The sequence below is a fragment of the Dorea sp. AF36-15AT genome (assembly GCF_003477705.1).
GTDB lineage: Bacteria > Bacillota > Clostridia > Lachnospirales > Lachnospiraceae > Claveliimonas > Claveliimonas ammoniilytica.
In genome coordinates, this window is the sequence record NZ_QUDV01000001.1 from 282,806 (window position 1) to 300,803 (window position 17,998).

Consider the following 17,998-nt stretch of genomic DNA (forward strand, 5'->3'; position numbering starts at 1 on the left):
TGTTTGTATAATAATATCAAACATACGTTCGTTTTTGCGCAGATGAAACGAGGGTACAGAAAGAAGAAAAAGAGGAGGAGCGAAGATGCAGATTTCAGAGAATATGTCTGTGATGGAGAAGCTGCGGATATTGACGGATGCCGCCAAGTATGATGTGGCCTGTACTTCTAGCGGTACATTCAGGGGGAATGACGGTACAGGGATCGGAAGCTGTGTGCAGATGGGAATTTGTCACAGTTTTGCGGCAGACGGCAGATGTATCTCTCTGCTTAAGATCCTTTTTACCAATGAATGTATCTTTGATTGTAAGTATTGTATTAACCGGAGAAGTAATGTTGTTCCGAGGGCATCTTTTACTCCGGATGAGATCTGTGAGCTTACGATAGAATTTTATCGGAGGAATTATATTGAGGGATTATTTTTAAGCTCCGGGATACTGAAGAGTCCGGACTATACGATGGAACTGATCTGTGCGGCACTTGAGAAGCTGAGAAAGGTATATCGCTTCCAGGGCTATATCCATGTGAAGGCGATTCCCGGAGCCAGTGAGGAACTGATACAGAGGGCGGGATTTCTGGCAGACAGGATGAGTGTGAATTTGGAACTTGCTACGGCAGAAGGATTAAGAACGCTGGCGCCGCATAAGACCAGAGATAAGATTCTGAAGCCTATGCGGCTGGTGCAGAATGGCAGAAGCCAGAATGCTTATGAATTAAAAGTATACCATCATGCACCGTCTTTTGTGCCGGCAGGACAGAGCACACAGATGATCGTAGGAGCGACACCGGAGACGGATTATCAGATGCTCCATGTGGCAGAGACGTTATATCAGCGGTTTGATTTGAAGCGGGTGTTTTATTCAGCATTTGTGTCAGTGAATGTGGATAAGGCGCTTCCGGCTAAAACAGATCAGGGACCACCGCTTCTCAGAGAGCATCGCCTGTATCAGGCAGACTGGCTTCTTAGGTATTATAAGTTTGAGGCAAAAGAACTGCTGACAGAGGAGGAACCTAATTTCAATCCGTTGTTTGATCCGAAGTGTAACTGGGCGCTCAGACATCTGGAGTATTTTCCGGTGGAAGTGAACCGCGCACCTTATGAGATGCTTCTGCGGGTGCCGGGACTTGGGTACCGGTCGGCAGGACGGATCGTCCGGGCCAGAAGGCTTGGCACATTGGATTTTCAGGATCTGAAGAAGATAGGAGTAGTATTGAAGCGGGCAATGTATTTTCTAACCTGTAATGGGCGTATGATGTATCCGGTGAAGCTGGAACAGGATTATATTGCGAGGAATCTGCTGGATGCAGGAGAAAGGCTGCCACAGGAAGTGCGTGGTATGACGTATCAGCAGTTATCGTTGTTTGATGATGTGAGATTTGGCGGTGGTGTGAATGAAAAGAATTTATGTGTGTGAGAATGAAGTGACAGGACTTTTTTCTGCGCTTTACGATGCGTGGAAGTACCTTGTGCCGGACCATGGAGCAGAGTGTGGAATCCGTTTCCGCGGTCACCTGGAGCAGGAGTTGTTCTGTGAATATACAGAAGTTGAATCGAATGAGAAGAAGGCACTATCGGTGGAACGCATGATTTTATCCCATATGGGGTGGTATGCGTATAAGCTGATCTATCAGGCAGCTCTTTCCGATGATCCAGACAGGGGAGATGTGATCCTTGGGACGATGCTTGCTGCCAGAGAGATCCCGGACAGCAGAAGAATCATGGATCACCTGGGGAATGCGCAGGTGGAACAGACTTTTGAACTTAGCAGAACGGTGAATAATGAGACGACCAGATGGATTGAACTGATACGTTTTCGGGAACTGGAACAGGGAATCCTATATGCCAGATTTGAACCTAAGTGCAGAGTGCTTTCCTGTGTGGCACCACATTTTGCAGAACGGTTGTCGGTTGAAAACTGGATGATACATGATGCGGTGCATGAAGAATATGCGGTGCATGAGGCTGGCAGACAGTGGATATTGGTATCCGGTGAGCATGTGGATGAAGACAGGTTCAGCTCATACTCAGCGAAGGAAGAGAAGTTCAGTGAATTGTGGAAAGAATTTACAGATGCGATCGCGATTAAGGAGAGAAAGAATCCACGATGTCAGATGGGACATCTACCGTTATGGTGCAGAAAGAATCTGGTGGAATTTGAATAACGATCCGATATAGTGTACAATGGTTCATAACAAATCGGAAAGAAAGATGGAAGTTATGGACAGACAAAAAGTAAAGATCTCAGTCCGTAATCTGGTGGAATTCATCCTTAGGAGCGGAGACATTGACAATCGAATAGCAGCGCAGGACAAGGATGCTATGCAGATGGGAGCAAAGCTTCACCGCAAGATTCAGAAACGAATGGGGGTCTCTTATCATCCGGAGGTTACGCTACGCCGGGTGGTGGAATTTGATACATTCGACATACAGGTAGAAGGTCGGGCAGATGGAATTATTGAGGAAGAACGGATATGTATCGATGAGATTAAAGGTGTGTTCAAGGATCTGGAGCGGATGGAAGAGCCGGTTCCGGTACATCTGGCACAGGCGAAGTGTTATGCCTGTATTTATGCAAGAGAAAAGGAATTGACTGAGATTGATGTGCAGATGACTTACTGTAATATGGAGACAGAGGATATTCGCAGGTTCCGTGAGTCATATAAGGCAGACGAGCTGGAAGAATGGTTTATGGATCTGATGCATCGGTATGAGAAGTGGGCAAGATTCCAGATTGAATGGCGGGAAGAACGCAATGCATCTGTGAAGCAGGTGGAGTTTCCTTATGATTACCGAAAGGGACAGCGAGAACTGGTATCGTCAGTATATCGAACGATCCTGCGAAAGAAGAAATTATTTATTCAGGCACCTACAGGTACGGGGAAGACTCTGGCAACCGTGTTTCCTGCGGTGAAGGCAGTGGGTGAAGGGCTTGGAGAAAAGATTTTTTATCTGACAGCAAAGACGATTACCAGAACGGCAGCCGCAGGTGCATTTAATACGCTGAAAGAACAGGGATTGAAGTATAAAGTGATTACGCTGACTGCAAAAGAGAAGATCTGTTTTTGCGATAAAGCGGAATGTAATCCTGAGTACTGTTCTTATGCAAAGGGACATTTTGACCGGGTGAATGATGCAGTTTATGAATTGATCACAGGACAGGATGCAGTCACCAGAAGCGTGTTGGAAGAACAGGCGGAGAAGTGGCAGGTATGTCCATTTGAACTGGGGCTTGATACTGCAATTTGGATGGATGCCGTAATCTGTGATTATAATTATGTGTTTGATCCCAACGCTCATCTGAAGCGTTTTTTTGGAGAGGGTGTAAAAGGAGATTATTTGTTTCTGATCGATGAGGCACATAATCTGGTAGAACGCGGCAGGGAAATGTACAGTGCCAGTCTGTGCAAAGAAGAAATCTTGCGGGTGAAGCGACAGGTAAAGCATATCGATGTGAGACTGACAAAGTGCTTGGAAGAGTGCAACCGACAACTGTTGGAACTAAAGAGAAACTGTGATGGTGTGACAGTGCTTGACAGTGTCATGCATGTTTATCTGAAGCTGTTATCACTGATGGCGGAGATGGAACGGTTCCTGGAGGATTATAAGCAGTTTGCAGAGCGCGAGGATGTACTGAAGTTATATTTTGAAGTACGTATGTTTATTACGGTGTATGAGAAGCTGGATGAAAATTATCTGATCTATGCAGAACTTGCAAAGGATGGAGAGTTTTTCCTCCGCCTGTTTTGTGTGAATCCTGCGGTGAATCTCAAAGAATATATTGAGAAAGGGAATAGTACGATATTGTTTTCGGCTACATTACTGCCGATACAGTATTATAAAGAACTGCTCAGCACAGAGAAGGATGATTATGCAGTGTATGCGGAAACGGTATTTGAAGAAAGCCAGAGCAGATTATTGCTGGGAACGGATGTGAGTACCAGATATACCATGCGAGGCGAGACGATGTACCGACGGTATGCAGAATACCTCTATGAGATGGCATCTGCCAAAGAAGGCAATTACATGTCTTTCTTTCCATCTTATCATTTTTTGGAACAGGTATATGACGCTTTTGTAGAATTAGTAGACAGGAAACAGAGCACATCAGAAGGAAGAGAAGCGTATAATGTCGGACAGATTGAGTGTCTGGTACAGGCACCTTATATGTCGGAAGAAGCACGGGAAATCTTTCTGGAAGGGTTTGAAGAGGAACGTGAGGGAAGTCTGATGGGATTCTGTGTTATGGGCGGAGTTTTCTCGGAAGGGATTGATCTTGCGAAAGAGCGCCTGATCGGAGCGGTGATCGTGGGAACAGGGCTTCCGCAGGTCTGCCTGGAGCGGGAACTTTTGAAGAATTATTTTGACGCCAGAGGTCAGAATGGTTTTGATTATGCTTATGTATATCCTGGAATGAACAAAGTACAGCAATCGGCAGGAAGAGTAATCCGGACGGAAGAAGACAGAGGTGTGATTCTTTTGCTGGATGAACGTTTTCGGGAAGCCAGATATAGAAATACCTTTCCACGAGAGTGGAAAGGCATCCAGTATTGTAATATTCATAATGTGAGAGATCAGATTCAAAGTTTCTGGTCCGGCAGTTCGGTAAAGTAAGTTAAGAACTCTGTCACAGCCGGAGATACCGGAAGTTTATCGTTGTAGACAACAGCAAGTTCTCTCTGTGGCAGGGATTCTCTGGTTTCTACAATAAAGAGTTCATCGGAATCATCAGGTACACAGTAGTCAGGAACAAAGGCAACGCCTAATCCGATACGTGCAAGGTCGATCAGCAGGTCATTACTGCTGAGTTCTGCTTCCGGAACCAGTTCCAGCTGGTGCTGCTGAAAGAGACTATGCAAGAATTCGCTTGTGGTACTCTGCTTGTCCAGCATCAGAAGCGGATACTCAGAGAGTTCTGCAAGTGAAAGCTTTCGATCTTTTAACTGCGAGAAAGACTGGTTAGCTACAAATACATCCCGGAACTGTTTGATCCGTTTGATAGACCAGAGATTGTTCAGGTAAGCATTTGGATAGTTTACGACGATAAAGTCTGCCTGCCCGTTTTTCAGGATATCAACACAGCGGATAGAAGTTGCATTGATGACTTTGATATGCAGATTCGGGAATGCCTGATGAAACCGTTCAATATATGGCACCAGAAAATACCGACATATTGTGTCACTGGCGGCAATTCGGATCTGTCCACCGGTAGTGATGGATTCCAGAAGCTGTGATTCGCCGCGGCGGATCAGGCTGATCGCCGGTTCGATGTGACGGAGCAGAATCTCGCCTTCCGGAGTCAGGCGCACCTTCTTAGTGCTGCGGATGAAGAGAGTCTGAGACAATTTTCCTTCCAGCGCTTTAATAGACTGGCTGACTGCCGATTGAGATATGTAGAGCTTTTTAGAAGCTTCTGAAAAGCTTAAAGTAGTTGCTACATAGTAAAATACTTTATATAATTCATAATTAATATCCATTGCAAATTCCTCCCATTAGGAAATATTATAAGGGAAAAAGGATGGAATGACAATAAAGAATAGACAAGGAGAAATAAAATGAAGCAAACACAGAAGATTTCTGCAGTGATTATGATGTTTTTACTGATAGGTGTACTTTTGCTGACCAGTTTTCAAGTGGCAATCTATGGTGATAGTCAGTACAGATTCTATGAAAGAGAATATAAGAAGTATCAGGTGGCAGACAGTCTGAATATGACGATGGATAACATTATGGATGTGACAGACCAGATGATGGCATATCTGATCGGAAATAAGGCAGAACTTTCGGTAATTACAGATGTAGATGGTGAAACACAGGATTTCTTCAATGAACAGGACAGGTTTCATATGGGAGAAGTAAAGAATCTGTTTCTTGGAGGACTTAAGATACGTAATATTATGCTGGTGGCAGTACTGCTGATCTTGATACTGCTGGCGGCACGGAAAGCAGATATGATAAAGCTGCTTCCAAGGGCGTATTTTGTGACACTTGGCATTACTGGTGTGATAACAATAGTGTTAGGAGGACTGTTTGCTTCAGATTTTGATAAATATTTTCGCATTTTTCATGAGATATTTTTTGATAATGATCAATGGATGTTTGACCCGGCGACAGACTATATGATCCGTATGCTTCCGGAGGGATTCTTTTATGATTTCGTATTCCGCATCGGAGGATTTTTTGTAGGAAGTCTGGCAGTATTAGGGGTTGTATCTGCAGTTTGCATCTTCATGGAGAAACATAAAAAGAAAAATTAAGTGATTAGATAGACTTATAAAAGAGTTAAGTTATATTAATTTCATTAATAACATCAGGCGTGGTATGATAAGACATAGATAAGAAGGCGTCCGGCCTTACAGCAACATTTAGTAGAGAAGAACCATATGGAGGAAGTTTTATGAGTAATGTAAAACGGGTGTTTGTTGAGAAAAAGGGAGAATACGCAGTTCAGGCAAAGGGTCTGTTACATGAGATTAAGGGCTATCTTGGAATTAAGGATGTAGAAAGTGTAAGAGTCCTGATTCGCTATGACGTAGAGAACCTGTCTGATGAGACGTTTGAGAAGGCATGCAGAGGTATTTTTGCTGAGATGCCGGTAGATATTTTATGGAAAGAGAGCGTTCCGGTCATGCAGGGAGACAGTGTGTTTTCTGTAGAGTTCCTTCCGGGACAGTTTGACCAGAGAGCTGATTCGGCAGAGCAGTGTGTGCAGTTTATTAAGGAGGATGAGAAACCGGTTATCCGTACAGCTACGACTTATATTATTCATGGAAAAGGCGATAACTGTATTTCAGCAGAAGAGTTAGAGGCAATCAAGAATCATTGCATTAATCCGGTAGATTCCAGAGAAGCAGAAGAAGAGAAGCCGGAGACGTTGATCACAAAGTTTGATGAGCCGGAGGATGTAAAGGTATTTGATGGATTCCAGACGATGGATGAAGAACATCTGAAAGCATTATATGATTCGCTGGGACTTGCAATGACATTCCGTGACTTCTGCCATATTCAGAATTATTTTGCAGGAGAAGAACACAGAGATCCGACTATGACAGAGATCCGGGTACTGGATACATACTGGTCAGATCACTGTCGTCATACAACGTTCTCTACAGAATTGAAGGATGTAACTTTTGGTGATGGTGATTACAGAGAGCCGATTGAAGGCGCATATAAGCAGTATCTTGCTGATCACAGCGAGATCTTTAAGGGAAGAGAAGATAAGTTTGTCTGCCTGATGGATCTTGCACTGATGGCGATGAGAAAGTTGAAAAAAGAAGGTAAGTTACAGGATCAGGAAGAGTCTGACGAGATCAATGCCTGCAGCATTGTAGTACCTGTAACTGTTGATGGTGTAGAAGAAGAGTGGCTGGTGAATTTCAAGAATGAGACGCACAACCATCCGACAGAGATCGAGCCATTTGGTGGTGCTGCTACCTGTCTGGGAGGTGCAATCCGTGATCCATTGTCAGGACGTACCTATGTATATCAGGCTATGCGTGTGACTGGTGCAGCGGATCCGACAGTATCTGTAAAAGAGACGATTAAGGGTAAGCTTCCGCAGAAGAAACTGGTACGTGAAGCAGCTCATGGATACAGCTCATACGGTAACCAGATCGGACTGGCAACCGGAGCAGTAAAAGAGATTTATCATCCGAATTATGTGGCTAAACGTATGGAAATCGGAGCAGTTATGGGAGCAGCACCGAGACGTGCGGTTATCCGTGAGACTTCAGATCCGGGAGATATCATCATTCTTCTTGGTGGACGTACCGGGCGTGACGGCTGTGGTGGAGCTACCGGTTCTTCTAAGGTACACACAGAAGAGTCTATCGAGACCTGCGGTGCTGAGGTACAGAAAGGTAATGCACCTACAGAGCGTAAGATTCAGAGACTGTTCCGCAGAGAAGAGGTCAGCAGTCTGATTAAAAAATGTAATGACTTTGGAGCAGGCGGTGTGTCTGTAGCAATCGGTGAACTTGCAGATGGTCTGCAGATTGATCTGGACAAGGTGCCTAAGAAATACGCAGGACTTGATGGTACTGAGATTGCAATTTCCGAATCTCAGGAGCGTATGGCAGTTGTCGTAGATCCAAAAGATGTAGATGAATTTATGGGATATGCCAGCGAAGAGAATCTGGAAGCTACTAAGGTGGCGGTTGTAACAGAAGATCCAAGACTGGTGCTTAATTGGAGAGGCAAGGATATCGTGAATCTGTCCCGTGCATTTCTGGATACCAACGGAGCACATCAGGAGACTACGGTAGCAGTAGATATTCCAAACCGTGCAGATACAATTCTCACAGATGAAGTGGAAGTGACAGATGTAAAGGAGAAATGGCTGGAGACATTAAAAGACCTGAACGTATGCTCACAGAAGGGCCTGGTAGAGATGTTCGACGGTTCCATTGGTTCTGGTTCCGTATTCATGCCTCATGGCGGCAAATATCAGCTGACAGAGACACAGGCAATGGTCGCGAAGCTTCCAGTACTGAAGGGCGACTGTGATACTGTAACGATGATGAGCTATGGATTTGATCCATATCTGTCAAGCTGGAGCCCATTCCATGGTGCAATCTATGCAGTGACAGAGTCTGTAGCTAAGATTGTGGCAGCAGGTGGAGATTATAAGAAGATTCGTTTTACTTTCCAGGAGTACTTCCGTCGTATGACAGAAGACCCGCACAGATGGAGCCAGCCGTTTGCAGCACTGCTTGGCGCATATGATGCACAGCTTGGATTTGGACTTCCGTCTATCGGAGGTAAAGACAGTATGTCAGGTACATTTGAGGATATTGATGTACCGCCGACACTGGTATCATTTGCAGTAGATGTGGCAAAAGAAAAAGATATTATTACTCCGGAACTTAAGAAAGCGGGAAGCAAGCTGATCTGGATCAAGACTCCAAAGGCAGAGTATGATCTTCCGGATTATGAGAAACTGATGGCAGTTTACGAGAAGTTCTCGGAGGGAGTGCATACAGGTAAGGTATTATCTGCATATGTATTGGATCGTCACGGTGTAGTTCCGGCAGTTAGCAAGATGGCATTTGGTAATAGCATGGGCGTGAAGCTGTCTGACGAGATTCCGGCAGGTCAGTTGTTTGCACCGGCATTTACAGATATCGTGGCTGAGGTGGAAGCTGATAAGATTGATGAACTTGGATTTGAATATGTTGAGATCGGTGAAGTGACTGCAGAGCCGAACTTTGTATATGGTAATACCATAATCACAATGAAAGAAGCAGTGGACGCATGGAAAGAGACTCTGGAAAGAGTGTTTAAGACCGTATCCGGAGAGGAAACAGGAAGTGCAGTTCCGGAAGTGGGAGAAGAGAAGTCTGCTGACGGCAAACTTGGAGAAGATGGATTGTTCCGTGCATCTAAGGTATATGTATGCGAGCATAAGATCGCACAGCCGACAGTATTCATCCCGGTATTCCCTGGAACCAACTGCGAATATGACAGTGCCAAGGCATTTGAGCGTGCCGGAGCAAAGGTGATCACCAAGGTATTCCGCAATATGGATGCGTCAGATATCCGTGATTCGGTAGAAGTATTTGAAAAAGCAATCAGTCAGTCGCAAATCATCATGTTCCCGGGCGGATTCAGTGCAGGTGATGAGCCAGATGGATCAGCCAAATTCTTTGCAACTGCATTCCAGAACGCAAAGCTGAAAGAGGCAGTGCAGAAGCTTTTGAATGAGAGAGATGGTCTGGCACTTGGTATCTGTAATGGATTCCAGGCACTGATCAAGCTTGGTCTTGTGCCAAACGGAGATATCGTAGGACAGGATGAGAATGCACCGACACTGACATACAATACGATTGGACGCCATATTTCCAAGATGGTATATACCAAAGTGGTTACAAATAAATCTCCATGGCTTCAGAAAGCAGAGCTTGGCGGAGTATATACCAATCCTGCATCTCATGGAGAGGGACGTTTTGTCGCTAACAAGGAATGGCTTGCAAAACTCTTTGCAAATGGACAGGTAGCAACCCAGTATTGTGACCCGGAGGGCAATATTACCATGGATGAAGAGTGGAATGTCAATGGATCTTACTGCGCGATCGAGGGAATCACAAGCCCGGACGGAAGAGTGCTTGGTAAGATGGCACATTCCGAGAGACGGGGACGTTCTGTAGCAATTAATATCTATGGTGAGCAGGATATGAAAGTATTTGAATCAGGTGTAGAGTATTTTAAATAAGTTGATTGAAATGTGTGGCAGCCCTCTGGGAAGTATATCCCGGAGGGCTGTCTGTGCGTTGATGCAAAAAATGTGGCAGATTCGAAAATAAAGCATTTATAGTTTATAGATGATATGCGAGAATAAAAAGTATAAAATAGGGACAAAAGAATTGATTATTTTTGTCTTTTTTGCAGGAAAACGGAGATTGGATTGCAAAAAAAACAAAAAACAGCAAAAAAACCTCTTGTTTTTTGATGGTTCGTAATATAATATGATATGAGAAAAATATATGCAATTAGGAGGACAAAAGAATGTCATACGTTGATGAGGTTATTGCAAAAGTTATTGAAAAGAACCCGGCACAGCCAGAGTTCCATCAGGCAGTAAAAGAAGTGTTGGAGTCACTGAAGCCAATCGTTGATGCTAACGAAGAGAAATATCGTAAAGAGGCTCTTCTCGAAAGACTTGTTGAGCCAGAGAGACAGATTCTGTTCCGTGTACCTTGGGTAGATGATAACGGACAGGTTCAGGTCAACAAGGGATTCCGTGTACAATTTAACAGTGCAATCGGTCCATACAAGGGAGGAATCAGACTTCATCCATCAGTAAACATCGGTATTATCAAGTTCCTTGGATTCGAGCAGATCTTCAAGAACTCCCTGACAGGACTTCCGATCGGCGGAGGTAAAGGTGGTTCGGATTTCGATCCTAAGGGCAAATCTGACAGAGAGATTATGGCATTCTGCCAGAGCTTCATGACAGAGCTTTGCAAGCATATTGGAGCTGATACAGACGTACCTGCAGGAGATATCGGAACAGGTGCAAGAGAGATCGGATATATGTTCGGACAGTACAAGAGAATCCGTAACGTATACGAAGGAGTTTTGACAGGAAAAGGACTTACATACGGTGGTTCACTTGCAAGAACAGAAGCTACAGGATATGGACTTCTGTATCTGACAGAAGAACTTTTGAAAGTTAATGGTGATGATATTGCAGGCAAGACGGTTGTTGTATCTGGTGCTGGTAATGTAGCTACATACGCTATTGAAAAAGCACAGCAGCTTGGTGCTAAGGTTGTTACATGTAGCGATTCTACAGGTTGGGTATATGATCCGGACGGAATTGATGTGGCAGCACTGAAAGAGATCAAAGAAGTAAAACGTGCAAGACTGACAGAATATAAGAATTACCGTCCGAATTCAGAATATCATGAAGGACGTGGTGTATGGTCTGTTAAGTGTGATGTCGCACTCCCATGTGCTACACAGAACGAACTTCACATTGAAGATGCTAAACAGCTTGTTGCTAACGGATGCAAGATGGTTGCAGAAGGTGCTAACATGCCTACTACAATGGAAGCTACAGAGTACCTGCAGGAGAACGGAGTTATTTTCGCACCTGGTAAAGCAGCTAATGCCGGCGGTGTCGCAACATCTGCACTGGAAATGTCTCAGAACAGCGAGCGTTTGAGCTGGACATTCGAAGAAGTAGATGCTAAGCTTCAGGGAATCATGGTAAATATCTGCCACAACATGGTAGATGCTGCTGAGAGATACGGACACAAGGGCAACTACGTAGTAGGTGCTAACATTGCCGGATTTGAGAAAGTAGCAAATGCAATGCTGGCTCAGGGAATCTGCTAATTTCGACTTAGAATCATAGATTGTAATCTGATATAGAATGACGGGATGCCATAACATATAATGTGTTGTGGCATCCTTTTTCGTTTTATGCTATAGTTAATTCAAGATTTTAGGATGCATGAATGAGTAAAAGGAGGCTTTTATGAAGGTATTAGTATGTAATGCGGGAAGTACCTCGCTGAAGTTTAAATTATTTGATATGCCGGAAGAACGTGTGCTTGCAACAGGCAAGATTGAACGTGTGGGAAGTGAGGATAATGCAATCTTCCATTATCAGGACGCGGAAGAATATGCGGTGAAGTTAGAAAAGCAGTGCATTCCTACGTATACAGACGGTATTCAGAAGTTCCTGGACTGTCTGTTGAATCCGGAGCACAGAGTATTAAATTCTCTGGAAGAGCTGGAGAGAGTAGGATTTAAGACGGTGCTGTCGAAGGATCATTATGGCGTGCATGAGCTTACACCAGACGTGCTGCAGGGCATGGAGGATTATATGGTGATTGCTCCGGCACATAATACACCTTATCTGAGTGCAATCCGTCAGTTCCAGAAACTGACACCGGATGCGAAGCTTGTAGGTGTGTTTGAAACGGCATTTCACAGAACCATTCCGGCAGAACGTTATATGTATGGTATTCCTTATGAATGGTATGAGAAATACGGTATCCGCAGACTCGGCTATCACGGGGCATCCCATGAATATATCTCTGATACAGTGGCAGAAAAATACGGATCTACAGGAAAAACCATTTCCTGTCATTTGGGTGGAAGCTGTTCTTTGTGTGCGATTGATGATGGCAGGAGTGTAGACACCAGCTTTGGAATCTCGCTGCAGGTAGGAATCAATAATTCCAACCGTTGTGGTGACATTGATCCATTTATTATTCCGTTTTTGCAGAAAGAGGGAATGGATCTGGATGATGTTCTTTATGGATTGACTAAGAACGGAGGCCTGCAGGGCATTTCGGGTGTGAGCAATGATCTTCGCCTGGTAGAAGAAGCTGCAGCAGAAGGCAATGAGAGGGCGAAGCTTGCGGTTGATATATTCTGTAACGATATTGTGCGTTATATTGGTATGTACTACGCAGAGCTTGGAGGACTGGATCATCTGGTGTTTACGGCAGGTATTGGCGAGCATAATGCAAATATCCGAGCTAAGGTGTGTGGCAAGCTTGCACATATGGGTATCTGGATCGATGAAGAGAAGAATCAGGCGGTCGGTAACGAGGCGGCATGTATTTCTAAAGATGATTCTCCGGTGACAATAGAAGTGATTCCGGCTAATGAAGAACTGGGCGTGGCACGGAAAACATATGCTTTATAATTGCGTGAAAAGTATATAAAAAATATTTTTTTAAAAAAATTCAAAAAAGGTGTTGACATTTGCCTTGAAATAATTGTATAATAGCGAAGCAGGTTGAGGGAAACAACTTAACCTGCTGAACGAAAGGGATCTTAGCTCAGCTGGGAGAGCATCTGCCTTACAAGCAGAGGGTCACAGGTTCGAGCCCTGTAGGTCCCATTACAGCAACAAGCTGTAAGCAGTTCGATAAGAACTGAATATAGAGTATGGCGGGATAGCTCAGTTGGCTAGAGCACACGGTTCATACCCGTGGTGTCGCTGGTTCAAATCCAGTTCCCGCTACTGAAAAGAAGTTCACGAATGTGAGCTTCTTTTTTTGTGCAATAAGCCTCCGTGTAGAAAACTTTTTTTGAAAAAGCAGAATACATATGCTATCCTTTAGGAGAACCCTGCCTGCGTATACAGCAGACAGAAACTACGAAAAATATCCAGGGAGGATGATATATATGAGAATAGGTATGGGATATGATGTCCATAAATTAGTAGAAGGAAGAGACCTGATCCTTGGCGGTGAGAAGATACCGTATGAAAAGGGACTTCTTGGTCATTCAGATGCCGATGTGCTGATCCATGCGATTATGGATGCGCTGCTTGGAGCAGCGGCACTGGGGGATATCGGGAAGCATTTTCCGGATACAGACCCGGCATATAAAGGAATCTCCAGCGTGAAGCTGTTACAGCATGTAAGAGGGCTTCTGGAAGAGCATCTCTACGTAATCGGCAATATTGATGCTACGATCATTGCACAGCGCCCGAAGATGGCACCGCATATTGAGGCAATGCGGGCGAATATTGCAGAAGCACTTGGAATTGAAGTAGACCAGATCAATATTAAGGCAACAACCGAAGAAGGGCTCGGTTTCACCGGAACTGGGGAAGGGATATCCTCCCAGGCGATTGCAGCACTGGAAAGCATCCGAGATTACAGCTATGCGGTAGGTACTGGTGCAGAAAGCGGATGCCAGGGATGTGGCGGATGCCCGAAAGGAGCAAAATAGATGAAAGTTAGACATTTGGAGCAGACAGAGCATGGACTTACCAGACCGTTGTATGAAGAAGTGTTCAGTGAGGACAGTAAGCGCTTCGTAGATTATTATTATACCGAGAAAACGAAAGATAATCAGATTTATGTGGCAGAAGAGGATGGAGGAATCCAGGCAATGCTGCATCTGAATCCGTATGAACTGAATGTAAATGGCATGAAAAAGAAGGCAAATTATATCGTGGCGGTTGCGACCAGAGAGTCATATCGGGGACGTGGCTTTATGAAAGCACTGCTAGAGATGGCGTTGAAGGATATGTATCGGGAAGGTGAGAGTTTTACCTATCTGATGCCAGCGGCAGAAGCAATCTATACGCCGTATGGATTTCGTACAGTGTATGAGCAACAGTTGGAGTATTGTCCAATTGGAGAACAAGGAGAAGTGCAGCTGGAAAATGGCATCACCTGTCAGGTGCGTCCGGTGGCAAATCAGGATATTCCGATGCTTGTGAATGCGGAAAATGCAGCGTTGGAAGCAGAAGGCTATCAGGTATATACGCTGAAAAGCGAAATGTATTACGAGCGGCTGATGAAAGAATATGCCAGTGAGGGTGCGAAGCTGATGCTGTATTATCTGAATGGGCATCTGGTCGGAAACTGTCCGTATGTCCCGGAGCAGGAAGAGGAAGAAGCACCGAAGATTATGATCCGTATTACGGATGCTAAACGGATGCTGTCGTCCGTGAGTCTGCGTGAACTTACCGCGGTGTGCTTTCAGATTACGGATCCGATCATTGAAGAGAATAACCGTACGGTGGTAGTGACCGGTACGGAACATTCTGGCGTAATGCTGATGGACGGTAAAGAAGAGAACAGCGAGGGTACAGTGTCGGTGGAAGCGCTGGGTGAATTATTGTTTGGAGTAAAGACAGTAAAAGAAATATGTCTGGAAGAAGGAGTCTCCATGTCAGATCGGATGAAGGAAGAAATGAAGAAGATTATACCATTGTCTAAGATTCGTCTGGACGAAGAGGTGTAGCAGAAAACAGAAGCGTGCGGAAATATTCTTTAGAAAATCTTTGGAAATTCCGAACGCTTCTTTTAAGAATGAATCCCTATACTAAAGGCGTAGATGAAACAGGAGGCTGATTGGAATGAGTGGAACATATAATCATGTATTGATTGTGGAGGATGACAAGGAAATACGGGAAGGAATTAAGATATATCTAAAGAGCCAGGGATATCAGGTGTATCAGGCAGCAGATGGTGTGGAAGGGCTGGAAGTGATAAACCGGGAAGAAATTCATCTGGCAATTGTCGATATTATGATGCCGAGGATGGATGGAATCACCATGACGGCAAAGCTGCGGGAAAAATATGACTTTCCGGTTATCTTTCTTTCTGCCAAATCAGAAGAAGTAGATAAGATTCTGGGATTGAACATGGGAGCTGATGACTATGTGACGAAGCCATTTACCCCAATGGAACTGCTCGCCAGGGTAAACTCTCAGCTCCGCAGATACAGCAGATTTATGGAACGACTCGGTGCAAAAGAACAGCAGGAGCATGTGTATACGGTAGGAGGTCTGGAACTCAATGAGGATACCGTGGAAGTAACAGTGGACGGTGAACTGGTGAAAATGACTCCCATCGAGTATAAGATTTTGCTGCTGTTGATGAAGAACCCGGGAAGAGTATTTTCGGCAGATGAGATCTATGAGCGTGTCTGGAATGAAAGAGCGATCAATACGGATACAATCATGGTTCATGTCCGCAATATCCGGGAGAAGATTGAGATCAATCCAAGAGAGCCTAAATATTTGAAGGTGGTGTGGGGAGTTGGATACAAAATTGAAAAACAGGCATAAATTATTTGTGGTAATATGGGTGCTTTTTGTACTTTGCCTCAGTGTTAATCTCGATAACATGTATATGACTACGTCAGAGGCGGCAAACGATGTGGCGGCAGAAATGGTAGTAATGGCAGTGGCTGCGTGGATATTTCCGATGTTCCGATTTTTTGAGACGGGCAATGAAAAAATATTTTATGCGCCTCTTGAATTGGTAATCCTTGTTGGATCCATTGCTGTGGGAACCGGCGTGTTCGGAGGACTTCCATGGCTGATGATGCGGGAGGATGGAACTGGAAAAATGCTGTGGGGCATGGCTGTTATCGCAGCCGCTTACTGGTGTTCTGGCTGTGTACGTCAGGTTTATGTGATGGGAGTTTCGGCTTATGTGAAAGAACGGGTGCTTCTGGTGCGCTATGGGAAACAGATTCCGGGATGGTGCAGTAAGGCAATAAAAAAAGCACAGAAAGGGATAGAGAAAGTATATTGTTCCTTTGATAATATTGATTTCACCGACCGGAATAATAAAACAATATTGAAAATCGTGCTGATCAATGCGCTGATTCTGACGGTAATTACCGTATTGTGGTTCTATGGAATCGTAGCAGTTGTGATTTATTCAATCATATTATTCTTCATTTTGCGTAAGTATTTTAACGATCTGAAGGATAAATATGCATTGCTGTTAAATGCGACCAATCAGATGGCAGAAGGTAACCTGAATGTAGAAGTGACCGATGATCTGGGTGTGTTTAATCCATTTAAGAAAGAACTGGAGAAAATTCAGGATGGTTACCAGAAAGCGGTAGACAAAGAGGTGAAAAGCCAGAAGATGAAGACGGAACTGATCACGAATATGTCGCATGATCTCAAGACTCCGCTGACCGCGATTATTACTTATGTGGATCTTCTGAAACTGGAAAAGGATGAGGAGAAGCGGGAAGAGTATATCCAGATACTGGAAAAGAAATCTCTGCGCCTGAAGGTGCTGATCGAGGATCTGTTCGAGATCAGTAAAGCAACCAGCCAGACGGTAATTCTCAACAAGATGGATGTGGACGTGGGAAATCTGTTTAAACAGGTAAAGCTGGAGTTGGACAGCAGATTTGAAGAAGCAGAACTGAGCTTTCGCTGTACCTGGCCGGAGGAAAAGCTGATCTGTGAACTGGACAGTCAGAAGACGTACCGCATATTTGAAAATCTGCTGGTGAATATTTCCAAATATGCCATGCACGGAACCAGAGTATATACGAAGGTATGCCGGGAAGACAATGAAGCTGTGATTCAGCTTCTCAATGTGTCTGCGGCAGAGATAACGGTAAAGGCAGAAGATCTGACGGAGCGTTTTGTGCGGGGGGATGTATCCCGCAATACAGAAGGCTCCGGACTTGGACTTGCGATTGCCAGAAGCTTCACCGAATTACAGCAGGGAACCTTCTGTTTGACGGTAGAAGGAGATATGTTTAAAGTGGAAGTCAGATTTCCACTTAAAGCGGTTAAAAATGTTGACAATTCGCCGGAATTCGCATAAGATATAATCTATATGAGAAAGACGCAGAACGAAGAGAGTAAGAAATGGCGGAACTGGCAGAGAGGGATTGTCACCGGCTGTAAGCAGTCCTGAGGGAAGTGTTTCTGAAGTGCATTCGGGAGTCGGTCTGGTGAACCATTGTCTGTGAGTCAATTATTAGCCGGGCACGTAAGACGCACGTTACGCGTACAGGAGTGGAGAATCAGACAGATACGAAAAGTGTCAGAAGTCAGGTTCTCTATAAGAGTGGAACCGCGGAGTTAAGCTTCGTCTCTTTTATAAGAGACGGAGCTTTTATTTGTATCGCGACGAGTCAAAGTCCTAGCTTGCTAAGGACCTTGACGACCGCGTACAATCTCGGAATGTGCCTTTTGGCACTTCCGATGATTTACGTTCAGAACAGCATTTTGGAAGTGGCTCTGAACGGATATAATAAC

At 44.5% G+C, this 17,998-nt stretch carries 12 protein-coding genes, 2 tRNA genes and 1 other annotated feature; of the genes, 13 read left to right on the top strand and 1 reads right to left on the bottom strand.

The genetic code is table 11. From position 1 onward, the window contains the following. Nucleotides 1–85 precede the first annotated feature (85 nt). The 3 genes from DWZ93_RS01230 to DWZ93_RS01240 are packed head-to-tail and all read left to right on the top strand — an operon-like array spanning nucleotide 86 to nucleotide 4,611. A complete protein-coding gene (locus tag DWZ93_RS01230) occupies nucleotides 86–1,414 on the top strand; it encodes a putative DNA modification/repair radical SAM protein (protein WP_118451756.1) in 1,329 nt (442 codons plus the stop codon). Further along, entirely contained in the window at nucleotides 1,392–2,162 is a 771-nt protein-coding gene (locus DWZ93_RS01235; protein WP_118451757.1) for a TIGR03915 family putative DNA repair protein, read from the top strand. Before DWZ93_RS01230 ends, DWZ93_RS01235 begins: the two co-directional genes overlap by 23 nt. Before the next feature lie 55 nt (nucleotides 2,163–2,217). Further along, nucleotides 2,218–4,611: an ATP-dependent DNA helicase gene (locus DWZ93_RS01240; protein WP_118452058.1), complete on the top strand. Its 2,394-nt coding sequence runs from the start codon at nucleotides 2,218–2,220 to the stop codon at nucleotides 4,609–4,611. Here the strand turns inward: DWZ93_RS01240 and DWZ93_RS01245 are convergent. After that, entirely contained in the window at nucleotides 4,578–5,474 is an 897-nt protein-coding gene (locus tag DWZ93_RS01245; protein ID WP_118451758.1) for a LysR family transcriptional regulator, read from the bottom strand. The genes DWZ93_RS01240 and DWZ93_RS01245 overlap by 34 nt on opposite strands. A 78-nt stretch (nucleotides 5,475–5,552) precedes the next feature. On the opposite strand from DWZ93_RS01245, the gene DWZ93_RS01250 reads away from it, so the two are divergent. The 10 genes from DWZ93_RS01250 to DWZ93_RS01295 all read left to right on the top strand — a co-directional run bounded on the left by DWZ93_RS01250 (nucleotide 5,553) and on the right by DWZ93_RS01295 (nucleotide 17,561). Next, nucleotides 5,553–6,254 carry a TIGR01906 family membrane protein gene (locus DWZ93_RS01250; RefSeq protein WP_118384074.1) on the top strand — a complete coding sequence of 234 codons (702 nt, stop codon included), beginning with the start codon at nucleotides 5,553–5,555 and terminating at the stop codon, nucleotides 6,252–6,254. 140 nt (nucleotides 6,255–6,394) lie between these two features. Then, nucleotides 6,395–10,207 carry a phosphoribosylformylglycinamidine synthase gene (locus DWZ93_RS01255; protein ID WP_118451759.1) on the top strand — a complete coding sequence of 1,271 codons (3,813 nt, stop codon included), beginning with the start codon at nucleotides 6,395–6,397 and terminating at the stop codon, nucleotides 10,205–10,207. A gap of 293 nt (nucleotides 10,208–10,500) precedes the next feature. After that, nucleotides 10,501–11,835 carry an NADP-specific glutamate dehydrogenase gene (gdhA, locus tag DWZ93_RS01260; protein ID WP_118384076.1) on the top strand — a complete coding sequence of 445 codons (1,335 nt, stop codon included), beginning with the start codon at nucleotides 10,501–10,503 and terminating at the stop codon, nucleotides 11,833–11,835. 142 nt (nucleotides 11,836–11,977) lie between these two features. After that, nucleotides 11,978–13,159 carry an acetate/propionate family kinase gene (locus DWZ93_RS01265; RefSeq protein ID WP_118451760.1) on the top strand — a complete coding sequence of 394 codons (1,182 nt, stop codon included), beginning with the start codon at nucleotides 11,978–11,980 and terminating at the stop codon, nucleotides 13,157–13,159. Nucleotides 13,160–13,284: 125 nt separating this feature from the next. Then, nucleotides 13,285–13,357: transfer RNA gene (locus DWZ93_RS01270), tRNA-Val, on the top strand. 49 nt (nucleotides 13,358–13,406) lie between these two features. Further along, nucleotides 13,407–13,480: transfer RNA gene (locus DWZ93_RS01275), tRNA-Met, on the top strand. 164 nt (nucleotides 13,481–13,644) lie between these two features. After that, nucleotides 13,645–14,196, top strand: coding sequence for a 2-C-methyl-D-erythritol 2,4-cyclodiphosphate synthase (gene ispF, locus DWZ93_RS01280; protein WP_118451761.1), 552 nt, complete (start codon nucleotides 13,645–13,647; stop codon nucleotides 14,194–14,196). Further along, entirely contained in the window at nucleotides 14,197–15,219 is a 1,023-nt protein-coding gene (locus DWZ93_RS01285) for a GNAT family N-acetyltransferase (RefSeq protein ID WP_118451762.1), read from the top strand. Nucleotides 15,220–15,334: 115 nt separating this feature from the next. Continuing rightward, entirely contained in the window at nucleotides 15,335–16,048 is a 714-nt protein-coding gene (locus DWZ93_RS01290; protein ID WP_118451763.1) for a response regulator transcription factor, read from the top strand. Continuing rightward, nucleotides 16,020–17,561 (top strand): sensor histidine kinase, encoded by a 1,542-nt coding sequence (locus DWZ93_RS01295; protein ID WP_243061046.1) that lies wholly within the window; start codon nucleotides 16,020–16,022, stop codon nucleotides 17,559–17,561. Before DWZ93_RS01290 ends, DWZ93_RS01295 begins: the two co-directional genes overlap by 29 nt. Nucleotides 17,562–17,576: 15 nt before the next feature. Continuing rightward, nucleotides 17,577–17,839: a binding site (T-box leader), on the top strand. Nucleotides 17,840–17,998 lie beyond the last annotated feature (159 nt).